Source organism: Kitasatospora sp. CM 4170, from assembly GCF_032110285.1.
GTDB lineage: Bacteria > Actinomycetota > Actinomycetes > Streptomycetales > Streptomycetaceae > Kitasatospora > Kitasatospora aburaviensis.
The window spans coordinates 5,785,572-5,803,045 of sequence record NZ_CP134877.1; the positions used below are offsets into that span (position 1 = coordinate 5,785,572).

General features: G+C 72.9%; 14 protein-coding genes and 1 tRNA gene. 13 read left to right on the forward strand and 2 right to left on the reverse strand.

The window, feature by feature from the left end:
• Nucleotides 1-92 precede the first annotated feature (92 nt).
• The 6 genes from RMN57_RS24775 to RMN57_RS24800 all read left to right on the forward strand — a co-directional run bounded on the left by RMN57_RS24775 (nucleotide 93) and on the right by RMN57_RS24800 (nucleotide 6,441).
• Nucleotides 93-1,043, forward strand: coding sequence for an ABC transporter substrate-binding protein (locus RMN57_RS24775; protein ID WP_313765527.1), 951 nt, complete (start codon nucleotides 93-95; stop codon nucleotides 1,041-1,043).
• Nucleotides 1,044-1,084: 41 nt separating this feature from the next.
• On the forward strand, nucleotides 1,085-2,149 hold the full coding sequence (locus RMN57_RS24780) for an amino acid ABC transporter permease (protein ID WP_313765528.1): 1,065 nt from the start codon (nucleotides 1,085-1,087) through the stop codon (nucleotides 2,147-2,149).
• 20 nt (nucleotides 2,150-2,169) lie between these two features.
• Nucleotides 2,170-2,922, forward strand: a complete 753-nt coding sequence (locus RMN57_RS24785) for an amino acid ABC transporter ATP-binding protein (RefSeq protein WP_313767951.1) — start codon at nucleotides 2,170-2,172, stop codon at nucleotides 2,920-2,922.
• A gap of 121 nt (nucleotides 2,923-3,043) precedes the next feature.
• Nucleotides 3,044-4,033, forward strand: a complete 990-nt coding sequence (locus tag RMN57_RS24790; protein ID WP_313765529.1) for an ABC transporter substrate-binding protein — start codon at nucleotides 3,044-3,046, stop codon at nucleotides 4,031-4,033.
• A 92-nt stretch (nucleotides 4,034-4,125) separates the two neighbouring features.
• A complete protein-coding gene (locus tag RMN57_RS24795; protein ID WP_313765530.1) occupies nucleotides 4,126-5,331 on the forward strand; it encodes a serine/threonine-protein kinase in 1,206 nt (401 codons plus the stop codon).
• A gap of 258 nt (nucleotides 5,332-5,589) precedes the next feature.
• Nucleotides 5,590-6,441 (forward strand): fumarylacetoacetate hydrolase family protein, encoded by an 852-nt coding sequence (locus RMN57_RS24800; RefSeq protein WP_313765531.1) that lies wholly within the window; start codon nucleotides 5,590-5,592, stop codon nucleotides 6,439-6,441.
• A 105-nt stretch (nucleotides 6,442-6,546) separates the two neighbouring features.
• Here the strand turns inward: RMN57_RS24800 and RMN57_RS24805 are convergent, their stop codons facing one another.
• Nucleotides 6,547-7,284 carry a TetR/AcrR family transcriptional regulator gene (locus RMN57_RS24805; RefSeq protein WP_313765532.1) on the reverse strand — a complete coding sequence of 246 codons (738 nt, stop codon included), beginning with the start codon at nucleotides 7,282-7,284 and terminating at the stop codon, nucleotides 6,547-6,549.
• A gap of 390 nt (nucleotides 7,285-7,674) precedes the next feature.
• Here RMN57_RS24805 and RMN57_RS24810 point away from each other — a divergent pair, with 390 nt between their 5' ends.
• The 4 genes from RMN57_RS24810 (at nucleotide 7,675) to RMN57_RS24825 (ending at nucleotide 13,352) form a co-directional block, all read left to right on the forward strand.
• Entirely contained in the window at nucleotides 7,675-9,381 is a 1,707-nt protein-coding gene (locus tag RMN57_RS24810; RefSeq protein WP_313765533.1) for a DUF885 domain-containing protein, read from the forward strand.
• A gap of 265 nt (nucleotides 9,382-9,646) precedes the next feature.
• On the forward strand, nucleotides 9,647-11,197 hold the full coding sequence (locus RMN57_RS24815) for an MFS transporter (RefSeq protein ID WP_313765534.1): 1,551 nt from the start codon (nucleotides 9,647-9,649) through the stop codon (nucleotides 11,195-11,197).
• A gap of 80 nt (nucleotides 11,198-11,277) precedes the next feature.
• Nucleotides 11,278-12,237 (forward strand): carbohydrate kinase family protein, encoded by a 960-nt coding sequence (locus tag RMN57_RS24820; RefSeq protein WP_313765535.1) that lies wholly within the window; start codon nucleotides 11,278-11,280, stop codon nucleotides 12,235-12,237.
• A gap of 110 nt (nucleotides 12,238-12,347) precedes the next feature.
• Complete coding sequence (locus RMN57_RS24825; RefSeq protein ID WP_313765536.1) at nucleotides 12,348-13,352, forward strand: serine protease; 1,005 nt, start codon at nucleotides 12,348-12,350, stop codon at nucleotides 13,350-13,352.
• A gap of 148 nt (nucleotides 13,353-13,500) precedes the next feature.
• On the opposite strand, the gene RMN57_RS24830 is transcribed toward RMN57_RS24825, so the two are convergent.
• Nucleotides 13,501-13,572: transfer RNA gene (locus RMN57_RS24830), tRNA-Arg, on the reverse strand.
• A gap of 210 nt (nucleotides 13,573-13,782) precedes the next feature.
• Between RMN57_RS24830 and RMN57_RS24835 the strand changes: the two genes are divergently transcribed.
• From RMN57_RS24835 to lysA, 3 genes are all read left to right on the forward strand, one after another.
• Entirely contained in the window at nucleotides 13,783-14,202 is a 420-nt protein-coding gene (locus RMN57_RS24835) for a response regulator (protein ID WP_313767952.1), read from the forward strand.
• An 84-nt stretch (nucleotides 14,203-14,286) separates the two neighbouring features.
• Entirely contained in the window at nucleotides 14,287-15,942 is a 1,656-nt protein-coding gene (gene argS / locus RMN57_RS24840) for an arginine--tRNA ligase (protein ID WP_313765537.1), read from the forward strand.
• Between the two features lie 88 nt (nucleotides 15,943-16,030).
• Entirely contained in the window at nucleotides 16,031-17,425 is a 1,395-nt protein-coding gene (gene lysA / locus RMN57_RS24845; RefSeq protein WP_313765538.1) for a diaminopimelate decarboxylase, read from the forward strand.
• Nucleotides 17,426-17,474 lie beyond the last annotated feature (49 nt).

A 17,474-nucleotide genomic window follows, 5' to 3' on the forward strand; every position in this document is an offset into this window, starting at 1 on the left:
TCCCCCCGCCCGTCCTGATCCCGGCACCTTCTGGCCCCGGCCCGTCCCGACCTCCGCACCTCCCGAGACCGACTCCCGAAAGGCACCGCCCCGTGAGAACGACCACCGTCCGCCGCCGCCTGTTCGCGGCCACCGCCCTGCTGCCGGTCCTGGCGCTGGCGGCCTGCGGATCGGACCCGAAGACCGCCGCCCCGCCCGGCGCCGGCAAGGCCGCGGTCGACGCCGCCGCGCAGGACATCGTCTCCGCCGTCCCCAGGTCGGACGCCGCGGCGGCGCTGCTGCCGGAGGACGTCCGCAAGGCGGGGACGGTGAAGTTCGGTTCCTCGCTGGGCTACCCGCCGTCGGCCTTCTACGCCGACCAGGCCACCAAGAAGCCGGCCGGTGTGGACATCGACCTCACCGACGCGGTGGCCAGGGTGCTCGGCCTGACCGTGCAGCGCGAGGAGGCCGCCTTCGAGACCATCCTGCCCGCCCTCGGCAGCGGCAAGTACGACGTCGGCACCGGCAACTTCGGGGTCACCACGGCCCGGCTGAAGACCATCGACTTCGTGACCTACGTCGACGACGGCCAGGGCTTCGCGGTCCGCAAGGACGACACCGCGATCCAGCCGGTCACCGAGCTGGTCCAGCTCTGCGGGCTGACCATCGGCACCGGAGCCGGCACCACCTTCGAGACCACGCTCAACAGCAAGAAGAGCGCCTGCTCCGACGCGGGCAGGAAGCCCTACGAGGTCAAGGCGTTCAGCGACAACGGCGCCGTCCTGACCAGCCTCCAGCAGGGGCGGGTGGACATCGTGATGTCCACCATCAACGGCCTGCGCTACCAGGCCTCCCAGGAGGCGTCCGGCACGAGGTTCCTGGGCGAGTTCCACCGGCTGGACGTCGGCTTCGCGTTCAAGAAGGGCTCCCCGCTGACCCCGGCGTTCCAGGCGGCCGTCAACCAGCTGATCAAGGACGGGACGTACGACCGGATCCTGAAGAAGTGGGGGGTCTCCGACTCGGCGATCAAGGAGTCCCTGATCAGCCCGCCCGAGCACGCGTGACCCCCTGTCCGGGCTCCGTGCCTGTTGGAGGAATCCCCCCCATGACCATCACCACCGCCAACGCGACCACCACCGCGACCACCGCCGCGACCGGCCCCGCCGGGTCGTCGGCGAAGACGGCCGCCGGACCCGCCGGGCGGGTCGACCTCGCCGAGCTGTCCGGGCTGCGCACCGTCCCCGCCCGCCACCCCTGGCGCTGGGCGGCCGCGGCCGCCGCCCTCGTCGTGCTCGCCCAGTTCGCCCACGGGCTGGCCACCAATCCCGGCTGGGACTGGGCGACCTTCCGGATCTACTTCTCCACCGACACCATCCTGCGGGCGGTCGGCCGGACCATCGAGCTCACCTTCTACGGCACCGTGCTGGGCTTCCTGCTCGGTACGGTGGTGGCCGCCATGCGGCTGTCCCGCAGCGCCGTGCTGCAGTCCATCGCCTGGGCCTACGTCTGGGCGTTCCGCTCGATCCCGCTGATCGTCCAGCTGGTCTTCTGGTTCAACCTGTCCTACCTCTACAAGCGGTTCGGCATCGGGATCCCGTTCGGCCCGACCTTCGCGGACTTCGAGACGGTGGGCGTGCTGGGCGCGCTCGGCGCCGCCGTGCTGGGCCTCGGGCTGCACCAGGCCGCGTTCGCCGCCGAGATCATCCGCGGCGGCGTGATCGCCGTGGACGCCGGTCAGCGGGAGGCCGCCGCCGCACTGGGCGTGCCCCGTTGGCGCCAGGCCTGGCGGATCGTCCTGCCGCAGGCGATGCGCGGCATCCTGCCCGCCGCCGCCAACGAGGTCATCTCGCTCTTCAAGGGCACGTCGGTGGTCTACGTGATGGCCATCGGCGAGCTCTTCTACCAGGTGCAGGTCGTCTACGGCCGCACCGGCCGGGTGGTGCCGCTGCTGATGGTGGCCACCGTCTGGTACGTGCTGCTGACCACCGTGCTGTCGATCGCCCAGTACTACGTCGAGCGCCACTTCGCCCGGGGCTCCAGCCGGACCCCGCCGCCCACCCCGCTGCAGCGGGCCCGGACCTTCGCCCGGGGCCTGCGGGCCGCCCGCACCGCCGCCGGCACCGCCGCTCCCGCCACCCCCGCCCCGACCGCCTCCGGAGGACGCTCGTGACCACCACCACCCTGGAACCCATGGTGCAGGTCAGGGGCCTGCACAAGAGCTTCGGGCAGCTGGCCGTGCTGCGCGGGGTCGACCTCGACGTGCCGGCCGGTTCGGTGACGGTGGTGCTCGGCCCGTCCGGCTCCGGCAAGTCCACCCTGCTGCGCTCGATCAACCACCTGGAGAAGCTGGACCGCGGCTTCGTCGCGATCGACGGCGAGCTGATCGGCTACCGCCGCTCCGGCGACCGGCTGTACGAGCTCAAGGAGCGCGAGGTCCTGCGCCAGCGGACCAACATCGGCTTCGTCTTCCAGAACTTCAACCTCTTCCCGCACCTCACCGTGGTGGAGAACATCGTCGAGGCGCCGATCAGCGCGCTCGGGCGGCGCAAGGCCGAGGCGCGGGCTGCCGCGCTGGAGCTGCTGGCACGGGTCGGGCTGGCCGACAAGGCGGACGCCTACCCGCGGCAGCTCTCCGGCGGTCAGCAGCAGCGGGTGGCGATCGCCCGTGCACTGGCGCTGGAGCCGAAGGTGCTGCTGTTCGACGAGCCGACCTCGGCGCTCGACCCGGAGCTGGTCGGTGAGGTGCTGGACGTCATCAAGGACCTCGCCCGGGGCGGCACCACCATGATCGTGGTGACCCACGAGATCGGCTTCGCCCGCGAGGTCGCCGACACCGTCGTGTTCATGGACGGCGGCGTGGTGGTCGAGCAGGGCCCGCCGGAGGCCGTTCTGGACGACCCGCAGCACGAGCGCACCCGCGCCTTCCTGGCCAAGGTGCTCTGACCCCAGGGCTCCAGCCCGGCCCCGGGCCCGCCGGGCGCGGCCCCCCGGCTCTCCCCGTTCCCTCTCCCGTTCCCTCTCCCTCTCCCCTCGCAAGCCCCCTTCACCCCGCAGGAGTTCCGCCATGTCCCTACCCCGTCGCGCCCTCGTGACCGCCGCCGCCGCGCTCGCCGCCACCCTCACCCTGGCCGCCTGCGGCAGCTCCACGGACGCCTCGGCGGAACTCGCGCCCGCCAAGGGCAGCGTGGCGCCGGACGGCACCGAGGTGAACCTGACGCCGAATCAGAACAGAGTCACCACGCCCAAGGTGGACGCCGTCGCGGCGCTGGTCCCGGAGGAGATCCGCAAGAGAGGCACGCTGACCGTCACCGACTCCATCGGCACCACGCCGCCGCTGGACTTCTACGCCGACGACGACAAGACGATCATCGGGGTCGAACCGGACATCGCCTCGCTGATCGGCAACGTGCTCGGCCTCAAGGTCGAGTTCAACCCGGTCTCCTGGGAGAACATCTTCGTCGGGCTGGACAGCGGCAAGTACGACGTCGGCATCTCCAACATCACCGTCACCGAGGCCCGCAAGGAGAAGTACGACTTCGCCACCTACCGCCTGGACGTCCTCGGGTTCGAGGCCAGGAAGGGCGCCGGCTTCAAGATCGCCGGGGCCAAGGACGTCGCCGGCCGCTCGATCGGCGTCGCCTCCGGCACCAACCAGGAGAAGCTGCTGATCGGCTGGAGCGAGGAGAACGTCCGGAACGGGCTCAAGCCGACCGACATCAAGTACTTCCAGAACAGCTCGGACTACTACCTCGCGCTCTCCTCCGGCCGGATCGACGCCTACGTCGGCCCCAACCCCAGCCTGGCCTTCCACGCCGTGCAGACGGGCGAGAGCGAGGTGGTCGGCACCTATTCGGGCGGCGGCGCCGACGTCCTCGGGAAGATCGCGGCGACGACCAGGAAGGACGGCGGGCTGGTCCGGGCGCTCGACGGGGCCATCGACGAGATCATCAGGAACGGCACCTACGCCCAGGTCCTCAAGCGCTGGGGCCTGGAGGGCGAGGCCGTGCAGGCCTCCGAGATCAACCCGCCGGGCCTGCCCAAGCCGAAGCCGTAGTCCGTTCACCTCGATGTGCTCCCCCGCCGCTATGGTGGCCCGGTCACGGTGAACGCCGTTCGGATCCGCGGGACTTGGTGATCGGGGGAGCAATGGAGGCTGGGGAGGTGCTGGACGGCCGGTACCTGCTGGAGGCCAAGCTCGGCGAGGGCGGCTTCGGCGTGGTCTGGCAGGCCCGCGACAGCAACATCGGCCGGCGGGTCGCGGTGAAGGTGCTGTCCGAGGAGAAGGCCCGCGACGAGGAGGCCGTCCAGCGCTTCGTCCGGGAGGCCAAGACCGCAGGCAGCCTCTCCCACCCGAACATCGTCACCCTGTACGACTACGGCACGGTGCGCGAGGGCGGCTGGTCCACCCACTACCTGGTGATGGAGCTGGTGCCCGGCCGCCCGCTCTCCGCGCTGCTCCGCGAGGGCGTCCCGGAGCTGGAGGTCTCGCTCAGGTGGGTCCGGCAGGTGTGCAAGGCGCTGGCCGCCGCGCACGCCTCGGGCGTGGTCCACCGGGACATCAAGCCGGAGAACATCATGATCACCGACGCCGGTGAGGCCAAGGTGCTGGACTTCGGCATCGCCCGGCTGCTCACCCAGTCCGGCGGGGCGCTCACCTCCACCGGCGTGGTGATCGGCACCCCGCCCTACCTGGCCCCGGAGTGCTGGGCCGGCGACCCGATCGACGGCCGGGCCGACCTCTACGCGCTCGGCGTGGTGCTCTTCCAGCTCTGCACCGGCCAGCGCCCGTTCAACGCGGGCTCGGCGGTCACCATGATGTACCAGCACCTGAACGAGCCGCCGCCGCCCGTCCGCACCCCCTACCCGGCGCTCGCCGCGCTGGTCCGCGAGCTGCTCGCCAAGAGCCCGGCGGACCGGCCCGCGGACGCGGCCGAGGTCCGCCGCCGGCTGCGCGAGATCCGGCTCGGACGAGCCGGGGAACCCACCCCCGAGGCGCTGCGCAAGCGGGCCGACCGGGCCTGGGAGCACGGGGCGGAGGGCCGGCCTGGGGAGGCCGTCGCGATGCTGATCCCGCTGATCCCGCAGCTCGCCCGGGTCTGCGGTCCGCGTGACCTCCGGACCCTGCGCACCTGCCACGACCTCGCCCTCTGGCTGGCCCGGGACGGCAGTCCGGGGGCCGCCGTCGCGCTGCTGCGCGAGCTGGAGGCGGCACTGGCCGCGGAGCCGCAGGCCCGGGCCGACGTGGCGCGCGACCTCGACCGCTGGCAGCGCGTCTGCGACCGCGGCGGCCCCGGCACCCCGCGCCCGCTGGCCCTGGACCGGCTCCTCGACGGTGGCCCGCAGCACCCCTGACGCCCGGCGGTGATCGGGCCGGAGCGGCCGGGGACCGCCGTCCCCGCCGGCCGGCCCGGGCCCCGGCCGGGGCGAGGGCTGTCAACCGTACGGGCACCCGATTCAGCGGCCTGCGCGCTTGTGTGAATTGATAGGAATTCGCCCAGCGGAACCGTCTGGTGACCGGGCGGGACGCGTTGATATACCTCGCAGGCAAGAGTCCGGGTGCGGTGTGCGGCCGCCCCGGCCAGCTGCGACGAAACTGGTGGTGACGCTCAGATGAAGCTCCTCCGTGTCGGACCGCCGGGCGCCGAGCGTCCGGTCGTGCAGGGCCAGGACGGCACCGCGTACGAGCTCTCCGGCCGGGCCCGGGACATCGACGGCGCGTTCCTCGCCGAGCTCGACCCGCAGGCGCTGGCCCGCGACGTGGCCGCCGGCCTGCTGCCGGTGGCCGACATCGCCGGGCAGCGGGTCGGCGCCCCGGTCGCCCGGCCGGGCAAGGTGGTCGGGATCGGGCTCAACTACCGCGACCACGCGGCCGAGGCCGGGGCACCGATCCCGGACGAGCCGGTGATCTTCCTCAAGCCCAGCTCCACCGTGGTCGGCCCGTACGACGAGGTGCTGGTGCCGCGCGGCGGCGAGAAGACCGACTACGAGGCCGAGCTGGCGATCGTGATCGGCCGCACCGCCCGCTACCTGGAGGACCACCGGGCGGCGGCGGGGGTCATCGCCGGCTACACCATCGCCAACGACGTGACCGAGCGGGCCTTCCAGTTCGAGCGCGGCGGCCAGTGGGACAAGGGCAAGTCCGCGGAGACCTTCACCCCGCTCGGGCCCTGGCTGGTCACCGCGGACGAGGTGGCGGACCCGCAGCGGCTGTCGCTGCGGCTCTGGGTCAACGGCGAGCTCCGGCAGGACGGCTCCACCGCCGAGATGGTCTTCCCGGTGCTGGAGATCGTCCGCTACGCCAGCCAGTTCATGGTGCTGGAGCCCGGGGACGTGATCGTCACCGGCACCCCGGCCGGCGTCACCCTCGGCCGCCCGGGCACGCCGTTCCTGGCCCCGGGCGACATCGTCGAGATCGAGGTCGACGGGCTCGGCCGCCAGCGTCAGGTGCTCGGCAAGGCGTAGGGCGCGTCCGGGGGCCGCCCGGCGCCCGCTCGTGCGGGTCCCGGTGCCCGCAGCTCCCGAAGGCCCGGCGTCCACGCGGCGCGGCCGTGACCCCGGGCACGGGGGTCAGGGCCGCGGCGTCAGCAGCTCGCGCAGGCGGCGCACCCGCGGGTCGTCCGGCCGCTCCAGCGCCAGCAGCCCGGCCAGCACCTCCGCGGTCTGCGGATCGCGCAGCGCCGTGGCTGCCGCCATCGCCACGAACTGGTCCACCAGCCAGTCCCGCAGCTCCTCCACCGGCACCGTCCGGCCCTCGTCCAGCCAGGTCAGCGAGGCGCCCTCGATCACCGCGATCCACGAGCGGACCAGCAGGGCCAGCCGCGGCCCGGCCTCCCGGACGCCGAGGTGGCGCAGCGTCCGCTTGAGCGCGGCCCGCCGCACGTCGTCCACGATGGCCGAGGTCCGCGCCGTCTCCACCACCGAACCGCCGCGCAGCAGCGCCGAGTAGCCGGCGTCGTGCTCGGCCACGAAGGCGAAGTAGCGGTCCAGCACCGCCGCCAGCTGCTCGGTCGGGGTCCCGGTGAGCGGCACCGTGAACCGGCTGCTCAGCTCGTCCGCCGCGGTGCGCAGTGCGGCCTCGTACAGCTGCTGCTTGCCGCCGGCGAAGTAGCGGTAGACCAGTGGCCGGGACGCCCCCGCGGCGGCCGCCACGTCGTCCAGGCCGACCTCCTCGGGCGGGCGGGAGGCGAACAGCTCCAGCGCGACCGCGATCAGCTGCTCCCGCCGCTGCTGCACGGGCAGCCGCCGGTAGCCGGCGCGTCGCGGGCGTGCCTGGGGGGACGGTACGGGCGCTGAGCTGGCTTCCATGGCGGTCAGCGTAATGGCCGATCGACCTTTCCGGCCCGTTCCTGCGTGGTACTTCTCGAACGGCCGTCCGTACCGCCCGGCAGTCGTGTCGCGGCCGGTCGCGGGCCCGGCGGCCGGGCGGCGCCGGGCCTTCCCGGTCGTGGCGGGGGAGCGCCACCGCGCCGCTGCCGCCAGCCGGCTCGCACGGCTTCACGGGCCTCGGACACTCCTGCCCCGCGCCGATCGGCTTCCACCGCTTCTGCTCTGTATGCATACGGACCTTTCGCCGGAAGGGTCTCCTGTCGCGCGGACGGCGGAAGCGCCGGGCCGGTGTCCGAGCCGACCGGATTGGCCGGAGCATGCCATGGGAGGGGGGCTTGCAATCGGCCCGGGCCGCGAAATGATGTCCGAATGGTTGAAGAACTGATCACCTCCGACGGCACCACCCCGCGCCGTGTCGCCGACGCCTACGTCCAGGCGCTCGCCCAGCTGGACCCGCTGACCGCGGTGTATCTGGGCCTCAACCCCGAGGACGACCGCCTCCCCGACCTCTCCCCGGCCGGCGCCGAGGCGGTCGCCGAACTGGCCCGGCACACCCTGGCCGTGCTGGAGGAGGTCGAGCAGGCCGGCGCCGCCGAGGACGAGGCGGAGCGCCGCTGCGCCCGGCTGCTGCGCGAGCGGCTCACCGCCGAGCTCGCCGTCCACGCCGCAGGGGAGGGCTACCGGGCGATCCGCAACCTGGGCTCCCCGGTGCACAACGTCCGCGACATCTTCACCCTGATGGCCACCGAGACCGAGCAGCAGTGGGAGGTGGTCGGCCGCCGGATGGCCCGGGTGCCCGTCGCGCTGGCGCAGTTCCGCGAGACGCTGGCGGAGGGCGTCGAGCGCGGCCTGCTCTCCGGCCCCCGTCAGGTCACCACCATGGTCGAGCAGCTCGGTGAGTGGCTGGAGGGCGAGGTGCCCGGCGGCTGGTTCGGCGGGTTCGTCGGCAAGGCCCCCGAGTCGCTCCGCCCGGGCCTGACCGAGCACGCCGAGGCCGCCATCGCGGCCGTCGCCGAACTGCGCGACTGGATGCGCGACGTCTACGGCCCGGCCGCCGCCGACGCCCCCGACACCGCCGGGCGCGAGCGCTACGGCCGTTGGGTCCGCTACTGGACCGGCGCCGACCTCGACCTCGACGAGGCGTACGCCTGGGCCTGGCAGGAGTTCCACGACCTGCTCGCCCAGATGCGGGCGGAGGCCGAGAAGGTGCGTCCGGGCGCCGACCCGATGGAGGCGATGAAGTGGCTGGAGACCGACGGTCCGGCCATCGCCGGGGCCGAGCCCGCCCGTGAGTTCCTCCAGGGCCTGATGGACCAGGCGATCAACGACCTCCAGGGCACCCACTTCGACCTCGCCGAGCCGGTCACCCGGGTCGAGTCGATGATCGCCCCGCCCGGCAGCGCCGCCGCCCCGTACTACACCGCGCCGTCGCTGGACTTCACCCGCCCCGGGCGGACCTGGCTGCCGACCCTCGGCCGGGAGGGCTTCCCGGTCTGGGACCTCGTCTCGACCTGGTACCACGAGGGCGTTCCCGGCCACCACCTCCAGCTGGCGCAGTGGAACTACGTCGCCGACCGGCTCTCCACCTACCAGGTCAGCATCGGCGGGGTGAGCGCCAACCTGGAGGGCTGGGCGCTGTACGCCGAGCGCCTGATGGACGAGCTGGGCTACCTCACCGATCCCGGCCACCGGCTCGGCTACCTCAACGCCCAGATGATGCGGGCGCTGCGGGTGATCGTCGACATCGGCATGCACGTCGGCCTGGACTTCCCGGCGGACTCGCCGTACCGCCCGGGCGAGCCGGTGCTGCCGGACTCCGCGCGGGAGTTCTTCGGCCTGTACTGCGGGCTCTCGGCCGAGTTCCTGGACAGCGAGCTGGTCCGCTACCTGGGCATGCCCGGCCAGGCGATCGGCTACAAGCTGGGCGAGCGGGCCTGGCTGCGCGGCCGGGCGGCGGCGCGGGCGGCGCACGAGGCGCGCGGGGAGGTCTTCGACCTCAAGGCCTGGCACATGGCGGCCCTGTCGCAGGGCTCGCTCGGACTGGACGACCTGGTCGCCGAGCTGGCCGCGCTCTAGGCGGCAGCCGGCGGTGACCCCGCGGTCCCCGGGTGCTCCGGCACCCGGGGACCGCGTGCGTCCGGAGCCCCGTCCCCTCTTCTTCTGCGCGCTCACGTCCCCGCCACGTCCCTGCGCGCACGAACCTCCGTCGCTGGTCCCAGGACCCTGGTTCTTTTGTCCCAAATAGCCATATTTGGTGAGGTTTTTCCTTGCCATCCGACACCCCGGGCGTTTGGCTGGAAAGCGACTACGTGTCCTCTCCGACCCGACGGAAGGCTCCCCAGTGTCTGCGCAACCTGCCACCGGTCCTCAGACCGAAGCGGCGGCGGACAGTCGCCGCTGGTGGGCGCTGGCGGTCATCGCCATCGCCCAGCTGATGATCGTGCTCGACATCACCATCGTGAACATCGCACTGCCGTCGGCCCAGAAGGACCTCGGGATATCCGACGCGAACCGCCAGTGGGTGATCACCGCCTACACGCTGGCCTTCGGCGGCCTGCTGCTCCTGGGCGGCCGGCTCGGCGACCTCTTCGGCCGCAAACGCGTCTTCACCGTCGGCCTGCTCGGCTTCGCCCTCGCCTCCGCGCTCGGCGGCGCCGCGGCCGGGCCGGCCATGCTGTTCGGGGCCCGCGCCCTCCAGGGCGCCTTCGGCGCACTGCTCGCCCCGTCCGCGCTGGGCCTGCTCTCGACCACGTTCACCAATCCCCGCGAACGCAGCACCGCGTTCGGCATCTTCGGTGCCATCGCCGGCGGCGGCGCCGCGATCGGCCTGCTCCTCGGCGGCGTGCTGACCGAGTACCTGAACTGGCGCTGGTGCCTGTTCGTCAACACCCCGATCGCGATCGTGACCGCCTTCGCCGCCTACTACGTGCTCACCCGCGACCACATCGAGAAGGGGCGGCGGGTCAAGCTCGACCTGCCGGGCGCACTGCTCGGCTGCGGCGGCCTGCTCGCCATCGTCTTCGGCATGTCCGAGGCCGTGTCGCGGGGCTGGGGCGACTGGCTGGTGCTGGGCTCGCTGGCCCTCGGCGTCGCGCTGCTGGCGGTGTTCGTTCTGGTCGAGAAGCGCACCGAGCACGCCCTGCTGCCGCTGCACATCGTCGGCGAGCGCAACCGCGGCGGCGGCGCGCTCTCGGTGGGTCTGGCGATGGTCGGCATGTTCGGCCTGTTCCTGTTCCTGACCTACTACCTGCAGGTGATCAAGCACTTCTCGCCGGTGATGTCCGGGGTCTCCTTCCTGCCGATGACGGCCGCCATCGTCATCAGTTCCACCGGCTTCGCCGCCCGGCTGATGACCAGGGTGCCCTCGCGCAACCTGATCGGCCCGGGTCTGCTGCTCGCCGCGGCGGGCATGGCCTGGCTGACCCAGATGAAGGTGGACAGCCCCTGGGCGGGCATGGTCCTGCCCGCCGAGCTGCTGCTCGGCTTCGGGATGGGCCTGGTGTTCATGCCGTCGATGAGCCTGGCCACGCTGGGCGTCGCCCCGGCCGAGACCGGCGCGGCGTCGGCGACCATCAACTCGGCCCAGCAGGTGGGCGGGTCCTTCGGCACGGCGCTGCTGAACACCATCGCGGCCAGCGCCACCGCGAGCTACCTGGCCACCAGGATCGCCTCCGACCCCGCGGTCCAGGCCCAGGGGGCGGTGCACGGGTACGTGGTCGCGACCTGGGTGGCGATGGGCATCCTGATCCTCGCGGCGCTGATCGCCTTCCTGATGATCAACCACCGGCCGGCGCCGGGAGAGGCCACCGGCGAGGTGGGCGCCCCGGCGGTCGAGGCCGCGACGACCCGCGCGGGCTCCACGGCCGCCAGTGCCCGCCAGCAGGCCAAGTGAAACTTGCTGCAAGGTCTTGCAGTCAACCTCCGGCGCCTGCTTGACTCCTGGCCACCACCAGGGATCAAGGAGGCGCCGCCATGCCGCAGTTCGAGTCCTCGCCCGGAGCCCCGGACACCGCCCCCGACCTCGACCTGCTGGTGGTCGGCGGGGCCGGCGTGGACACCATCGTCCGGGTCGAGCGGTTCGAAGTCCCGGACGGCGACTCGCAGTACGTGCCGCCGGTGCGCGACTACGTGGCCCACACCGGCAACGGCGTCGCCCTCGGCGCCCACCACCTGGGCCTGCGCACCGCCTTCATCGACCACCTCGGCGACGACCCGCAGGGCGAGCTGATCCGCGCCGAGTACGCCCGCCAGGGCCTGCCGTTCGCGCACCTCGTCTCGCCGCACGGCACCCCCCGCGCGGTCAACCTGGTCGACGCGGCCGGCCGCCGGTTCTCCTTCTACGACGGCCGCCACCCCGCCGACCTGCGCCTCCCGCGCGAGTTCTACCTGCCGTACGTGGAGCGCAGCCGGCACGTCCACCTGTCGATCACCGGCACCAACCGCGACATGTACCCGGACCTGCACCGGCTCGGCCGCACCAGCTCCACCGACCTGCACGACTGGGACGGCCGCAACCCCCACCACCGGGACTACGCGGTCAACTCCGACCTGGTCTTCCTCTCGGTGGCCGGCTGCCGGGGCCGCCACGAGGAGGTGATGCGGGCGGTCCTCGCCGAGGGCCGGGCCGCCGTCGTGGTCGCCACGGCCGGGGCCGGGGGCGCCTTCCTGCTCTCCCGCGACGCCGCGGACGCCCCGCCGCTGCACGTCCCGGCCGTCGACCCGGGCCGCCCGGTGGTCGACACCAACGGCGCCGGGGACGCCTTCGTGACCGGCTTCCTGCACGCCTGGCTGCGCGGCCGCGCGCTGCCCGAGTGCGCCCGCGCGGGCGCGGTGGCCGGGGCGTTCGCCTGCACCGAGGCGGGGACGCACACCGCGTTCATCACCGCGGACGCCCTGGCCGCCGGCCTGGGGCGCGCCGCTGCGCAGGCGTGACGGTCACGCGTTCTCATCAAGCTCCCAGCCGGGGATCACGGCCCTCCAAGCCTGCTTCGCCATAGTCGGAGCCGTACCCGGACCGACACCAGGGCAGGAGCAGACCAGGTATGGGCCAGCACCGCCGCAAGCCCCGACGCCGCCTGCTGGGCCCGACCTTCCTGACCGGCCTGTCGGCCCTCACGGTCGCGGCCCTGGTGGTGGGCTCGCACAGCCTGACCTCGCGCGTGACGGCGGTCGGCAGCCCCTCGGCGGGGCACGCGGCGGCGGCCGGGACCCCCGCGTCGGCCGCCGCCGACCCGTCCGCGTCCGCCTCACCGTCCCCGCTCGGGTCCTCGGCCGAACGCTCACCCGGGCCCCCGGCCGACCCGGCGGCGACGGCCACACCGACGGCCGGCGGGACGTCCACCCCTGCCACCGCCACCACCAGCACCGCCGCCACCGCCGCCGCCACCGCCACCGCCGAGCCGGGCACCACCGCGGTGGCCCCGGCCACCGCCGAGGCGGCCACCGTCGGGGCCCTCTTCGCCGGCACGGTCGCGGCGGGGAACCACTTCTGCACCGCCAGCGTGCTGGACAGCCCGACCGGGAACCTGCTGCTCACCGCCGCCCACTGCCTGGACAGCACGGCCGGCGTCACCTTCGCCCCCGGCTACCGCGACGGCCGCGCCCCGTACGGCACCTGGCGGGTCACCGCGATCCACACCACCGACGGCTGGGCCCGGGACGGCGACCAGGACGAGGACTTCGCCATCCTGGAGACCGCCGCCGCGGACGGCCGCCGGATCGAGGACGTGGTCGGCGCCAACCGGCTCGGCACCGACGAGCCCTTCGGCGCCACCGTCCGCCTCTACGGCTACCCCGGCGACTCCGAGTCGCCGCTGCTGTGCACCAACACCACGAGCCGCCACAGCACGTACCAGCGCACCATCGACTGCCCCGGCTATCCCGGCGGCACCAGCGGCGGACCCTGGATCAACACCGCGACCGGGCACGTGATCGGCACCATCGGCGGCTACCAGGAGGGCGGCGACACCGAGGACACCTCGTACGACGCGTACTTCGACCACACCATCGCGACCCTCTACACCGAAGCGGTCGCCGCGGCCTCCTGACGGCGCGCCAGGAACCGCGGCGGGAGCGGGCGAGAGCGGGCGGGAACGGCGGCGAGAACAGCCGGGAGAACGGCGCCCGGAACAGCAGAAGGCCCAGGCTGGTGGCAACTCGCCACTGACCTGGGCCTGTTCAGCACTTCTTGCGAAGTGCCCCCGGCAGGATTCGAACCTGCGCACCCGCCTCCGGAGGGCGGTGCTCTATCCCCTGAGCTACGGGGGCCTGCTTGGTGTCTCGGCGCTGTGCGCTCCGACGTGGAGAACATTACCAGGCCCGGGGCGCGCTCCGTGCACGGGTTTCGATCGACCGCTCCGCGCGGTCGCGGCGGCGGGTCGCGCGGCGGCTCCGCGGCGGGGGAGCACAGGGGAGCGGAAGTGCGGAAAGGCCGGACGGGGCGGTGGGCGCGCCGATACCCTCGGTGAGGTGTCGGGAGTGTCCGGGCGGGTCCTCGTGGTGGACGACAGCGAGGTGATCCGCCAGCTGATCAGGGTCAACCTGGAGCTTGAGGGCTTCGAGGTGGTGACCGCAGCCGACGGCGCCGAGTGCCTGGAGGTGGTCCGCCGGGTGAAGCCCGACGTGGTGACGCTGGACGTGGTGATGCCGCGACTGGACGGTCTGCGGACGGCGGCCCGGCTGCGGGCGGCGCCCGGGACGAGCTCCCTGCCGATCGCGATCGTCTCGGCCTGCTCCCCGGCCGACCTCGACCTCGGCGAGACGGTCGGCGTGGACGGCTACCTGGGTAAGCCCTTCGACCCCGCCGATCTGGTGGCGCTGGTCCGGCGGTTGATGGGCCTCGGCGGGAAGCCCGCCGGATTTCGCCCTGAGCGAACGAACCGGACCGATCGCGGCTGAGACCCGCGCGGACGGGGCGCCCCGGCGTCTCAACCGGCAAACCGAGTGGCGGGCGGGCACCCCCTCTCGCCTACGCTTGGCGTCGTGACCCCCGCAGAGCTTTCCCAGGCAGTCCAGGCCGCAGTGAGCGCCGCCGTCGAGGCGGGCGAGCTGGCCGTCGCCGTGCCCGAGCACGTGACGATCGAGCGGCCCAAGAACAGGGACCACGGCGACTACGCGACGAACGTGGCCCTCCAGCTCGCGAAGCCGGCCGGTCGGCCGCCGCGAGCCGTCGCCGAGCTGCTGGCGGACCGTCTGCGAGGGATCACCGGCGTCGCCAAGGTCGACATCGCCGGTCCGGGCTTCCTGAACATCACCCTGGACACCGCCACCCAGGGCGAGCTGGCCCGCACCATCGTCGAGGCGGGCGAGGCCTACGGCCGCAACGAGGCGCTCAAGGGCCTGAAGATCAACCTGGAGTTCGTCTCCGCCAACCCGACCGGCCCGATCCACATCGGCGGCGTCCGCTGGGCCGCCGTCGGCGACTCGCTGGCGCGCGTGCTGCGGGCCTCCGGCGCCGACGTCACCACCGAGTACTACCTGAACGACGCCGGCGTGCAGATCTCCAAGTTCGCCGCCTCGCTGCAGGCCGCCGCGAACGGCCGCGAGGTGCCCGAGGGCGGGTACGTCGGCGAGTACATCGTCGACATCGCCAAGGCGATCACCGACGGCGTCCCGGGCGTGCTCGACCTGCCCGAGGACGAGCAGCTGCAGGCCTTCCGCACCGAGGGCCTCAAGCTCATGGTGGCCGAGATCAAGCGGTCGATGGACGAGTTCGGCGTGGACTTCGACGTCTGGTTCTCGGAGAAGTCGCTGCACGACTCCGGTGCCGTCGAGAAGGCGATGGGCCGGCTGCGCGAGCAGGGCCACGTCTTCGACCGGGACGGCGCCGTCTGGCTGCGCACCACCGACTTCGGCGACGACAAGGACCGCGTCCTGGTCAAGGCCGACGGCGAGACCACCTACTTCGCCGCCGACGCCGCGTACTACCTGTCCAAGCGCGACCGCGGCGCCGAGGTCTCGGTCTACATGCTGGGCGCGGACCACCACGGCTACGTCAACCGCCTCAAGGCCATCGCGGCCTGCGCCGGTGACGACATGGACCGCAACATCGAGGTCAAGATCGGCCAGTTCGTGAAGATGCTTCGCGACGGCGAAGAGGTCCGCATGTCCAAGCGGGCCGGCAACATCATCACGATCGACGACGTGGTCGACTGGATCGGCGTGGACGCCGCCCGCTACACCCTGGCGCGCTCCTCCACCGACTCCACCATCACGCTCGACATCAACGTGCTGACCAGCCAGACCAACGAGAACCCGGTCTTCTACGTCCAGTACGCGCACGCCCGGATGTGCTCGGTCCAGCGCAAGGCCGGCGAGCTGGGCATCTCCCGCAGCGCCGACTTCAAACCCGAGCTGCTCGCCACCGAGTGGGAGTCCGACCTGCTCGGCCAGCTCGGCGAGTTCCCGCGCGTCCTGGCCACGGCCGGCGAGCTGCGCGAGCCGCACCGGGTCGCGCGCTACCTGGAGGAGCTGGCGGGCAAGTACCACCGCTTCTACGACAACTGCCAGATCCTGCCGAAGGGCGACGACGAGGCCACCGACCTCACGCACGCCCGCCTCTGGCTCGCCGACGCCACCCGTACGGTGATCGCCAACGGCCTGACGCTCCTGGGCGTGACGGCGCCCGAGCGGATGTAGTACCACCCCCAAGCGCACGGCGGGGGCGGCGGACGGTCAACGGGGACCGTCGCCGCCCCTCGCCATAGGTCAAGGACGAGAGAGCCAGATGAGCCGCTCCGCACACCCCGCAGGCCCCCGTCACGGCGACGTGCTGCCCGAGGGCCACTACCAGGCGCCGCCGAGCGACCTGAACGCGCTCGACCCCAAGGTGTGGTCGAAGACCGTCACCCGCGGCGCCGACGGCGTCGTCACCGTCGGCGGTGTCGACGTGCAGCGGATCGCCGCCGAGTTCGGCACCCCGGCCTACGTGATGGACGAGGAGGACTTCCGCGCCCGCGCCCGCGCCTGGCGGGACGCCTTCGGCGGCGACGCCGACGTCTACTACGCGGGCAAGGCCTTCCTCTCCAAGGCCGTGGTCCGCTGGCTGCACGAGGAGGGCCTGAACGTCGACGTGTGCAGCGGTGGCGAGCTGCACGTGGCGCTGGCCGCCGGGATGCCCGCCGAGCGGATCGCGCTGCACGGCAACAACAAGTCGGTCGACGAGCTGGAGCAGGCCGTGAAGGCCGGCGTCGGGCACATCGTGGTCGACAGCTACCCGGAGATCGAGCGGCTCGCCGCGATCGCCGCCCGGCAGGGCGTCCGGCAGCAGGTGCTGATCCGGATCACCGTCGGCGTCGAGGCGCACACCCACGAGTTCATCGCCACCGCGCACGAGGACCAGAAGTTCGGCCTCTCGCTCACCGGGGGAGCGGCCGCCGAGGCGGTCCGCCGGGTGCTCGCCCACCCCGACAGCCTGGAGCTGCGCGGCATCCACTCGCACATCGGCTCGCAGATCTTCGACACCGCCGGCTTCGAGGTCGCCGCCCGCCGGGTGGTCGGCCTGCTGGCCGAGATCCGCGACGAGCACGGTGTCGAGCTGCCCGAGATCGACCTGGGCGGCGGTCTGGGCATCGCGTACACCAGCGACGACGACCCGCGCGAGCCGGCCGAGATCGCCGAGGCGCTGGCCGGGATCGTCCGCCGCGAGTGCGCCGCCGCGAACCTGCGCGCCCCGCGGCTGTCCGTCGAGCCGGGCCGCGCGATCGTCGGCCCGACGGCGTTCACGCTGTACGAGGTCGGCACCGTCAAGCCGCTGGAGGGCCTGCGCACCTACGTCAGCGTGGACGGCGGCATGTCCGACAACATCCGTACCGCGCTCTACGACGCCGAGTACTCGGTGGCGCTGGTCTCGCGCACCAGCGACGCCGAGCCGATGCTCTCCCGCGTGGTCGGCAAGCACTGCGAGTCCGGCGACATCGTCGTCCGCGACGCCTTCCTGCCGGCCGACCTGGCCCCGGGGGACCTGATCGCGGTGCCCGCCACCGGCGCCTACTGCCGCTCGATGGCGAGCAACTACAACCACGCGCTGAAGCCCCCGGTGTTGGCCGTCAAGGGCGGCGCGGCCCGGGTGATCGTCCGGCGCGAGACGGAGGAGGATCTCCTGCGTCTCGATATCGGATGACGAAATCCTTGTCTCAGATCATGGAACGACCGTAGATCCGTGCGGAAAG